This window comes from uncultured Granulicatella sp. (assembly GCF_963528195.1).
Classification (GTDB): domain Bacteria; phylum Bacillota; class Bacilli; order Lactobacillales; family Aerococcaceae; genus Granulicatella.
Genome location: NZ_CAURVN010000045.1, coordinates 1 through 10,600, shown reverse-complemented (window position 1 = coordinate 10,600; position 10,600 = coordinate 1). Strand labels below are relative to the sequence as shown.

Sequence of the window (10,600 nt, the reverse complement as noted above, 5' to 3'; positions counted from 1 at the left end):
GCTAATTTTGCAATTGCAACTGCCGCTAATACATTTTCAACATTTTGCGTTCCAGGAACTTGAATCGTCGAAACAGGAATTACTTTTTCATTATTGAAGTAAATGTAATCATCTTTCACTGAAGAACCAAATTCTAAAGTGTTTTTTCTACTAAATGGGACTAATGTTGCTTTAGTATTCCCTTCAATTAATGTCATCAATTCAGGATAATCTGCATTATATACTAAGTAGTCCTCTTCCGTTTGATTTTTCGTTAATTGTAGTTTAGCGTTAATATATTCTTCTCGTGAACCATGATAATCTAAATGAGCACTAAAAATATTAACAATACACGCAATTTTCGGTTTAAATTGATCAATTCCCATCAATTGGAAACTACTTAATTCAGAAACATAAATATCTTCATTTGTCGATTGTTCTGCTAATTCGGATAATGGAATCCCAATATTTCCTGCAGCGTAAACTTGACGTTCAGGGAAAGATTCTTTCAACATTAAACTAGCTAATGTAGTCGTCGTTGTTTTCCCATTTGAACCTGTAATTCCAATAATTAAACCTTCTAGTAAATGATACGCAATTTCAACTTCTGTATATACTGGAACTCCTTTTTTAATAGCTGCTTCTACCATACAATTTTCGTATGGAATTCCTGGATTTTTTACAACAAAGTCAAAATGTTCTTCTAATAAATCCACTGGATGCGAACCTACTAAAACGCGAATTCCTTCTTCAATTAAACTTTTAGCATCTGGGTTTTTCTCTAATGGTGTACGATCATTTACAGTCACAATTGCTCCTTGATGTAACAATAATTTTGCAACGGCAACTCCACTTTTTGCTAAACCAATGACTAATACTCTTTTATGTTCAAAAACTTTTTTATTTAGCAACTAATATGCCCCCTAAATCTATTTCAATATGTATATGGCAGTTTACACTGCCGCAAAATATGTATGAAAAGCTAAAAAGCTTTTCTAAATGAATACTAATGTAATCAGTGTTCCAATTAATCCCACTAAACTGAAGACTAAAACGATTTTTACTTCTTTCCATCCACACATTTCAAAGTGATGATGAATAGGACTCATTTTAAACACACGTTTTCCTGTTAATTTAAATGAAGTGACTTGAATAATCACACTTGCTGTTTCTAATACGAATACAATCCCAATTCCAAGTAAACTCCATTCATGATGAAGCATTAAAGAAATAATGGCTAATCCTGCACCTAAAGCTAGAGAACCAACATCTCCCATAAAAATTTTAGCAGGTTTCCAATTGAACATTAAAAATCCAATTAACCCTCCAACTACACTAAAACAGAAAAATGCAATCTCTACTTGTTTTGAATGTAATGCTAAAAATGCATATGTACCATAAGCTACAATAGATGTTGATGTCGCAAGACCATCTAACCCATCTGTTAAATTTACCGCATTTGAAAAACCTGTAATCCAAATAATCGTAAATATTGCAAATAATACTAAGTTATGGACTTCACCAATGAATGGAATATAAATTAATGGAGCACGTCCACTTAATAGGAATAGCGCTACAAAAACAGCTGATCCTAATATTTGTAAGACAAATTTTTGATGACTTTTCAATCCTTGATTTTGTTTTCTAAAAACTTTAATAAAATCATCAAAAAATCCAATTCCACCAAAAAATACAAATCCTATTACGCCACTTAATAATGTGAAATTAAAATGTCCGAATAATCCTCCAAGAACTAAACTTACAATTCCAATCATCATTAAGAAAATAAATCCTCCCATCGTTGGTGTTCCGCTTTTAGCCTGATGCCAAGATGGACCATCCTCTAAAGTTGTTTGCCCAAATTGATTCCTACGCATAAATTGAATAAATTTAGGCTCTGCAAATACTGTTGCCAATAATGTTGCTCCTAATACAAGTAATAATTGTAATGTCATCATTTTCTCCTCTTTATCTATTTTCTAATAATGATTCTACGATTTCTATTTCATTATAAGGATATTCCACTTCACCAATAATTTGATACGGTTCAACACCTTTTCCAGCAAGTAACACAATATCTCCTACATCTGCTAACTGAAGTGCTTTTTCAATTGCTTCTTCTCGTTTATCAATGCATTCATAAGAAACAGAATTTTTATCAACCGTACTTAGCAATCCTTCATAAATATTTACTAATGGCTCTGTTCTAGGATTATCTGCTGTAAAGACAACGTGGTCTGATTTTGTTAAAGCTATTCTTCCTAATTCTGGCCTCATACTAGAATCACGATTTCCGCCACTATGCCCCACAACTGTAATGATTTTACCATGTGGAATTTGTGCTAAGGAATCTAATACATTCTCTAACCCATCCGGAGTATGTGCAAAGTCCACGATTACTTGAAAATCTTGTCCCTTGTCAACGGATTGCATTCGACCAGCTACTCCTTTGAATGCTTTTACTTTTTTCAATATTTCTTCTATTGAGACTCCATAAACATAGGCTACAGCAATTGCCGATAACATATTATAGACATTAAACGTTCCTAATAATGGCATATCAACTAAGTAACGTTCCTCTTGCTGAATGACTAATTCAAAGATTGTATGACCATTTTCTGTACGAATATTTTCAGCTTTAAAATCAGCATTCGCTATGATTCCATAACTAATTACTTGTACAGGAGTAGAATACTCAAACATTTGAAACTGTTCATCATCCGCATTTAAAATCGCTACTTTTGGTTTAGAATTTTTTCCAACATAGTTTCCTAATTGAGAGAATAATAAACTTTTAGCATGCGCATATTGTTCCATTGTTTTGTGTAAGTCAAGATGTTCATGTGTTAAATTTGTAAAAACTACACAATCATAATCTAATCCCCAAATACGACCTAATTGCAAAGCATGAGAAGAAACTTCCATCATACAAGTTTCTCCACCGATTTCTTTTAACTCTTGGAAAGTTTCATGCAATGTTAAAATTTCTGGAGTTGTATTATGAGTCTGAATAATTTTGGAGCCAATTTTACGATAGATAGTTCCAATTAATGCTGTTGGTTTATTTGGCTTTTCCAACAATGCATCAATCATATGAGTTACTGTTGTTTTCCCATTTGTCCCTGTAACTCCAATCATTTGCAATGATTGAGTTGGATATCCATAAAAATGATTTGCCAACAAAGCCATCACTCTTGTCACATCTTTAACATAAATTACTGGAGTATCCCCTACTTGATCTTCGATAGATTTACTAGCTACAAAAGCAACGGCACCTTTTTCTTTTGCAGCAGCAGCAAAGCGATGACCATCTACTGTGACTCCATCAATACAGAAAAACAATGTATTTGGGCGAACTTTTCTTGAATCTTGTGCTAAATAATCAATCATTACTTCAGATAAATTACCAACTATTTTCTTGAGATAAATCAATTGAGCTAATTCTGTAGCTAACATCGTTGAATTCCTCCTTTTATTGCGTTAATCGACTATAGTCTAACGCACGTTTCATCATTGGGTTGAAAATCTCTTTAATTAAAGCACTACCTCCTGCACCATACGGATTGTTTTGAGGTTGCTTCAATGTAATATATAAAATATATTTTGGATCACTTGCAGGTGCAAACCCAACTACTGAGTAAATATAATTACTTCCATATGAGTAATAAGTTCCAGTTTCTGGATTTACTAATTCTGCAGTTCCTGTCTTCGCAGCTACTTCCTCACCTTCAATATCAAAACCAATCGCTGTTCCATCTTTCATAGTAGTGGCTTTTCGTAAATATTCTAAAGTTTTTTTAGCTGTTTCTGGTTTAATCACTTGCCCTAAAGAATTCTCTGAAAAATTAACGGTTGTATTCGTAGCTGGTCTAAATTCATGATCCACAATTCTTAACTTCTTCATTTCTCCTTGATTCGCAATTGCTGTAAAAGCTTGTACCATTTGAAAAGCTGTTACAGAAATCCCTTGTCCAAAACCAGTCGACAATTGTTGTAAATAAGAATTATATGTATTCAATCCAGTAGCTTCATTTAAAAATCCTGATTGCGTACTTTGACCAAATCCAAATAAATCTAAATATTGCTTCCATTTTTCTACTCCAATTTTTTGAACTACATGAACAAAAGCAACGTTACTTGAGTGAGCTAAACCTTCTAAATAGGTAATTCTTCCCCAACCAACTTTATTATAGTCACGAACTAAATCTTTAAAAATCTGGATTTTACCAGATTCATACTTTTCATTAGGGTCAAATACTCCTTCATTAATAGCTGCAGCCAACGCTAATACCTTCATTGTAGAACCTGGTTCATAAGCCTCATCTATTAATAGATTATTCCACATTGTATTGATACCTTCTTTAGTCGTACCATTAAAGGTTGGTCGTTGAGTTGCTGCAACAATATCTCCAGATTTTGGATCTACTAACATCGCTGTTAATTGATTCGGCAAGTACTTTTCCGTCACTTGAGAGACTAATGACTCTAAATACGTTTGCATTTTTTTATCTAATGTTAAATATAAATCATTTCCATCTTTTGGTTGTTGAGTAACTTCTTCACTTCCAGAAATTACATATCCATTTCCATCCAATCTTGAAACAACTTCTCCAGGTTTCCCGGTTAAGGTTGCATTATATAATGCTTCAATCCCCATTTTACCAACTAATTGTTCCACTGGTTTTCCATCTACTGTTTGCTCTTCTACATCTGTATATCCAATTAAATGTGAAGCAAAAATCCCATTTGGATAATACCGTGAAAGATTCTCTGTGAATTTAATACCAGGTAATTCCTCTTTCTCAATTTTTTCTTTTGTTTCAACTGAAAGATTTTTCCCCGCATTCCCAAATTCTACTTGAGCAACATTTTTTTGAGATAAGATTTTTTCAATTTCCGGAGCCTTCATATCAATATATTTCGATAAAATTTGTGCTGTTTTTGAAAAATCTTGTACATAATCTTTTTTTCCTTTATCCCATTGATCTGTTAAAACAGCGAATAAAGAATAATTCGTTGCATCAACCGCAATAGGACTACCGCTTGCATCATAAATATTTCCACGTTTTGCTTTCAACAGTGTTGTATGAGTTAATTTTTTATCTAATTCTTCTCTTAAATTAACACCATGACTTTGTCCCAACACCATTATTTTAAAGAAGTGAAAAGAAAAAATGAGAAATAGGAAGAATGCGATTGCCATCAAGCAACGTATCGCAATCTTTCTATTTCCCATATATTCCTTAAAATTATTTATTTTCATTGTCCGACATTCCTTACGTTATTTTGACCCATTTGTAACCCTTGTTCTTTTGCAATACGATTCACACGGTCATATTGTGATAATTCTTGCGCCGATTGTAATAACGTATCATTTTTTCTTTGCATTAATGTTGTATTCGTTTGAATATCTTGTAATTGACGATTTTTATTCGTTACTACCATTGAGCTTACAATTGTTAAAGTCCCAAATATAACAATTAACACAACAGAAACAATAATATTTCTTGCATAATTTACCTTTACTTTTTCCTGAGGTATAGCTGTTACTACTTTATCTGAATAACTATGCGGAAAGGCTTCTTTGACTGTTGCTGTAGAATTTACATCAACAATTTGTTCTGCTAATGCCATCAAAAAACGCCTCCTTTACTAATTATTTCACACACTCAATCACTCTTAGCTTAGCACTTTGTGATCTTGAGTTTTCTTGCATTTCTTCTTCTGTTGGCAAAATTGGTTTTCTTGTAATCAATTTAAAGTCAGCACTTTCTAACTGCCCTGGTAAAATTGGTAAATTTTTAGGCCCTTGTTCTACGGTGCTTTTTTGTTTGAACATCGTCTTTACAATACGATCTTCTAAAGAATGGAACGAAATCACACTAATTCTTCCTCCAACTTCTAATAAGTCAAAAGCTTGTTCTAAGGAATCTTCAACTGCTGCTAATTCATCATTTACAGCAATACGAACTGCTTGGAAAATCCTTTTAGCAGGATGTCCTCCTTTTCTTCTTGCAGCAGCAGGAATACTATCACGAATAATATCTACTAATTCTCCAGTTGTTTCAATCTCATGTTCTTGACGAATACGTTCAATATTTCTTGCAATTTGTTTCGAAAATTTTTCTTCTCCATAACGGTAGAAAATTCGAACTAATTCATCAAAACTCCACTCATTAATAATCTCTTTTGCAGTTAATGGCGCAGTTTGATCCATTCTCATATCTAATACGGCATTTTGATGATAGCTAAATCCTCTCTCAATTTGATCTAATTGTGGAGAAGATACTCCTAAATCATACAAAATCCCATCTACTTTTTGGATTCCTAATTCATTTAGTTTTTTCTGAATCATTCTAAAATTTGCATGAATGAACGTTACTTTATCTTCTTCAATAAATTTTTTTAAACGGATTTTAGCATTATCAATAGCATTCATGTCTTGATCAAAACAGTATAAGTGACCTGTTGTTAATTGACTTAATAAATATTCACTATGCCCTGCTCCACCTAATGTACAATCTACATAAATCCCATCTGGTTTTACATTAAGGTTGTCTACTGTTTCATGTAGCAATACGGTTACATGTTTAAACATTTTCTATTAATATCCTTTCTAAAATCCAAAATCAGCCATTTGTTCTGCTAATTCTTCAAAATTCTCTTCAGTTTCAGCAATATAAGCTTTCCAACGTTCTTCATCCCAAATTTCAATTCGGTCATTCACACCAATTACTCGACAATTTTTTACTAGTCCAGCATGTTCTCTTAATGTTGGTGTAATATTAATTCTTCCTTGTTTATCAAATTCTACTTCGCTAGCAGCAGAATTGAAGAAACGAGCAAATGCACGAGCGTCTTTTTTAGATTGAGGTAATTCACTCAATTTTTGACGTAGCAATTGCCATTGATCAAGAGGGTAGCCGTATAAACAGCCATCTAGTCCACGTGTTACCACAAAAGTGAACCCTAAATCTTCACGAAACTTAGCCGGAACAATCATACGTCCCTTAGTATCTATTGTGTGCTGATATTCACCGATTAACATGCAGACTCCTCCTATCATTCATTAATTATCCATAGTTTACCACACTCCCCCACTTTTCACCACTTTTTTATTAAAAAAGTTAAAAAAATATTTTTCCCACCCCAGATTTTTATAAATTCAGGGTTAACTGCCTTACCACTTTGGATCTTATTTTTACCCCAAAAACAAAAAGAGCCCTCCGTATAATCATACAGAAAGCTCTTTTTCTCTTTATCTTTACTTAAAAATCAAGAAATAAATAAATTGACATCCTAAAATAAAATGACCCATCACTAAAATTAGAAATTCAATCGAACAAAATTGATAGACAAATTGTCGAATGTAGAAGTTTGGATTTCTTTTTTTCACTAATAATAACAACATTCCTGCTAAACTGCTGAATACAATTATCCAAGGCATTAAGGATCTACCTAAAAGTAACTGACAAAAGATTTCATAGCTTACAAATAAAAGAGGAAGCATGACTTCTCTTATTGTTAAGAAAAATGATTCTGAAAAATAAATTCTTGTACCAAAATAAAATTGTAAAATAAAATAAGATGCAATTGTAATAGTGATTAATAATAGAGATAATACTAACATTATTTTCTTCTCCTTTTCTCCTCACATTGTACACTATTATCTCTTTAACGTATAGAGTATTTACTTTCATCCAATAAAAATAGAGACTAGATTTCCGGTTGTTCGACAAATCCTGTTGGTGAGAAATCACCGACAGGATTTTTTACATGCAAAAAAGAGAAATCCGAGTTATGATTAAGTCGACCAAAACCAATCAAAGGAGGATTTCTCTCATGGACTATTGTATACGAAAATTACTAGGATTAACAGATAAAAATTTCATTCCAGATAAAATTTGGCTAGAAACAATAACAGAAAACAATGAAACGGTACACCATATTAAAGGAGCTTGGACAAATACTTGTACTTCTTGTCCATATTGTTCTAGCGAAAATGTGATTAAACATTCTCCAATGGAACATAAAATTAGAATTCCACACCTATTTGGACATAAGACTATTTTAGACCTTAAAGTACAACGATTGATCTGTAAAGATTGTTGTAAAACTTGGGTTACAGATTGCCCTCTTGTTCCTAAAAATAGTAATATTTCTTATGATTTAGAGTGCCAAATCATGTTGTATTTAAAAGAAAACTTTTCTAGAAAAACAATTGCCAAACTTCTTTCAATTTCTGATAAGACAGTCGAAAGAGTGATGAAAAAGTTTAAAATAAAGACAATGCAAAGATATAACTATTTACCTAAAGTGCTTTGTTTAGATGAATTTAGAGGCGTTAAAACACAACAAGGGAAAATGAATTTCATTTGTTTAGATGGAGAAAATCACCAATTAATTGATATTTTACCTGGTAGATCACTTCATGAATTGATTTCTTTCTTTATGAAGTTCTCCCATAAACAACGTTTAAAAGTAAAATATTTAGTGATGGATATGAATGCTTCTTATCAAAACCTTATTAAAACAGTATTTCCAAACGCTGTTATCGTAGTAGATCGATTCCATATCGTTCAACATATGAATCGTAATTTTAATCAACTTCGAGTAGTGATTATGAAGCAATTCTCAGCGAAATCAACGCAACAGAAGACATTGAAACGCTACTGGAAAGTGCTGTTAAAAGCAAGCGATGAATTAGATGAAGAAAAATTAAGGTACAATTATCACTTCAAAACCTATCTTACTCAAGCACAATTGGTAGAAAAATTATTGAGTTATGACGAAGTGTTATCAGCTGCATATGATTTCATCCAAGAACTTAGAAAAGCCTATAAGAAAAAAGATTATGAGGCATTTATGACATGTATAAAAGAGATACCGAGACAATTACCTTATGAATTTAAGAAGAAGTTTGAAGTATTCAAACGTTTTAAGGATGGGATTTATCAAGCATTTATAACAGGATATTCCAATGGAGCTATTGAAGGGACGAATAATCTCATTAAAGTGATTAAACGTGTGGCATATGGATATCGAAATTTTGAGAATATGAAATTAAGAATCAAGATTATCAAAGGATGTTTCTTTACCCCGGTCAATAGAAAGTCATTATGATTTAAGAAAGTATGTATAGAGTCGTTTTAACTTGACAATGAGCCTCCATGGGCATGTTGAATTGGGGGAAGCGAAAAATAATATCAAATTTCACAGCCCCCAAACCGCTAATCGCGGATAACATGCCCCTGCTCATTATAAAGTTAAAACTAGATTTCGTTCATAGTTATGTTTGTGGTTGATTGTTAAATCGATTAAATCGTTAATTTTCTTCCACCTTGTTCATTTAAAATTAAAGACTTAATTTGGTGTTAAATTTGATTCACCAACAGAATTTGTCGATGAGCCAGATTTCCTCTAATCTCTATTTTATCAATCATCTTTCCTCTTTAAAAAGAATTCTTTAAAAATTATTTACGACGAGCAAAAGTAATTACATAATCAAAATTTCCAAAACCACGGTTTAAAATATCGTTTTGTAAATCCGTTTCCCCTACATATTGGAAATAACGTGAAAGTGATGCTTTTTCTCTCGATGTTTGTTGTTCAATAGCTTGTTGAATTTCATCTGCTGTTGCAGTTTCTGGAACTGTGATGACATAATTTTGCCCTGGATTTCCAAGTGAACCAGCAATTTCTAATTCTGCTAATTGATAGTAAAGTGTAATTGTACGTGTTTTTACTTTTGGTTCTTCTATTGATCTTCTTGTACGAGAGGCTCTAGGTTGAATTGTTGGTGCCATTCTTAGTGAAGACGGTTTTGTAAAGTTAACAATATAGTCATAACGAATTGTATCTTCTTGAGGTTTATCTACAAAATAATCTTCCAAGAAAGTATATCCTTTTTTGGCAAGTTCTGCTTTTTTCTCATCAATCTTAGATTTTACAATAGCTTGAACCTGTTCGTGAGTAGCTCCTTTTGGAACTGTAACAACAGATTCTCCCGGGTCTCCCAAAAATCCTGCAATATCTTTCATCTCAGTATAGTTGTAGTAGATAGCAACTTTATCCATTGGTTCATCTACACTTCTTGCACGACGTGTTACACGTGGTTGATAAACTGGGGCATTTCTAAAACCTGTATTCTCTGGTGTACTATTTCCATGACCAATAACATTGTTATCTCCAATGTGTGTTCCTTCTGGTCCGTTTCCAGATAATCCTGAATTTGTGTAATCTGGTTTACCTTGGTCAACTCCAGGAGTTTTAATAGTAGTTAAATCCGTATCATATTGATCCACTGCATTCGCTTGATCTTCCGTAGTTTTTGCTTTTTTCATTGCTTCTTTAGCTTTATTTGTATATTCTTCTACTTTTAATTTAGCAGCTTCTTTTTCACTAGATGATAGACTACTCGACTCAATTTCTTCTAATTTAATATTTTTACGTGACTCTAACTCGGAGTCATTTTCCTCTAGACCTTTTTCAACATTATCTTTTGGTTCAGTTGGATTATTCTGATTATTTGAATTCGCTGGAGTGTCTTCTGTTGCGCCTGAACCCGCTGGGGTTTCTTCCGCCGGTTTCGCTGGAGTTGGTTGTTCTGTTGCTCCTGGTG

9 protein-coding genes and 1 pseudogene are annotated in these 10,600 nt (G+C 32.8%); 1 reads left to right on the top strand and 9 read right to left on the bottom strand.

Translation table 11 applies throughout. From position 1 onward, the window contains the following. From murD to RWR88_RS07750, 8 genes are all read right to left on the bottom strand, one after another. Positions 1–890: UDP-N-acetylmuramoyl-L-alanine--D-glutamate ligase (gene murD / locus RWR88_RS07785; RefSeq protein WP_314451620.1), on the bottom strand; the 890-nt coding region annotated here is incomplete at its 3' end. Positions 891–974: 84 nt separating this feature from the next. Beyond that, on the bottom strand, positions 975–1,937 hold the full coding sequence (gene mraY / locus RWR88_RS07780; RefSeq protein ID WP_314451618.1) for a phospho-N-acetylmuramoyl-pentapeptide-transferase: 963 nt from the start codon (positions 1,935–1,937) through the stop codon (positions 975–977). Between the two features lie 10 nt (positions 1,938–1,947). Beyond that, positions 1,948–3,435: a UDP-N-acetylmuramoyl-L-alanyl-D-glutamate--2,6-diaminopimelate ligase gene (locus RWR88_RS07775; protein ID WP_314451616.1), complete on the bottom strand. Its 1,488-nt coding sequence runs from the start codon at positions 3,433–3,435 to the stop codon at positions 1,948–1,950. A 16-nt stretch (positions 3,436–3,451) separates the two neighbouring features. Further along, a complete protein-coding gene (locus RWR88_RS07770; protein WP_314451614.1) occupies positions 3,452–5,242 on the bottom strand; it encodes a penicillin-binding transpeptidase domain-containing protein in 1,791 nt (596 codons plus the stop codon). After that, a complete protein-coding gene (locus RWR88_RS07765; protein ID WP_314451612.1) occupies positions 5,239–5,613 on the bottom strand; it encodes a cell division protein FtsL in 375 nt (124 codons plus the stop codon). Before RWR88_RS07765 ends, RWR88_RS07770 begins: the two co-directional genes overlap by 4 nt. A 22-nt stretch (positions 5,614–5,635) precedes the next feature. Further along, positions 5,636–6,577, bottom strand: a complete 942-nt coding sequence (gene rsmH, locus RWR88_RS07760) for a 16S rRNA (cytosine(1402)-N(4))-methyltransferase RsmH (protein ID WP_314451610.1) — start codon at positions 6,575–6,577, stop codon at positions 5,636–5,638. An 18-nt stretch (positions 6,578–6,595) separates the two neighbouring features. After that, on the bottom strand, positions 6,596–7,027 hold the full coding sequence (mraZ, locus tag RWR88_RS07755; protein ID WP_314451608.1) for a division/cell wall cluster transcriptional repressor MraZ: 432 nt from the start codon (positions 7,025–7,027) through the stop codon (positions 6,596–6,598). Positions 7,028–7,243: 216 nt separating this feature from the next. Further along, the gene (locus tag RWR88_RS07750; protein WP_314451606.1) at positions 7,244–7,609 is read right to left on the bottom strand and encodes a DUF3397 family protein; all 366 of its coding nucleotides are present in this window, start codon (positions 7,607–7,609) and stop codon (positions 7,244–7,246) included. A gap of 212 nt (positions 7,610–7,821) precedes the next feature. Here RWR88_RS07750 and RWR88_RS07745 point away from each other — a divergent pair, with 212 nt between their 5' ends. Further along, positions 7,822–9,102 carry an ISL3 family transposase gene (locus tag RWR88_RS07745; RefSeq protein WP_314450830.1) on the top strand — a complete coding sequence of 427 codons (1,281 nt, stop codon included), beginning with the start codon at positions 7,822–7,824 and terminating at the stop codon, positions 9,100–9,102. A gap of 350 nt (positions 9,103–9,452) precedes the next feature. Here RWR88_RS07745 and RWR88_RS07740 read toward each other — a convergent pair. Beyond that, positions 9,453–10,600: pseudogene (locus RWR88_RS07740) on the bottom strand (hypothetical protein); the annotation flags it as partial.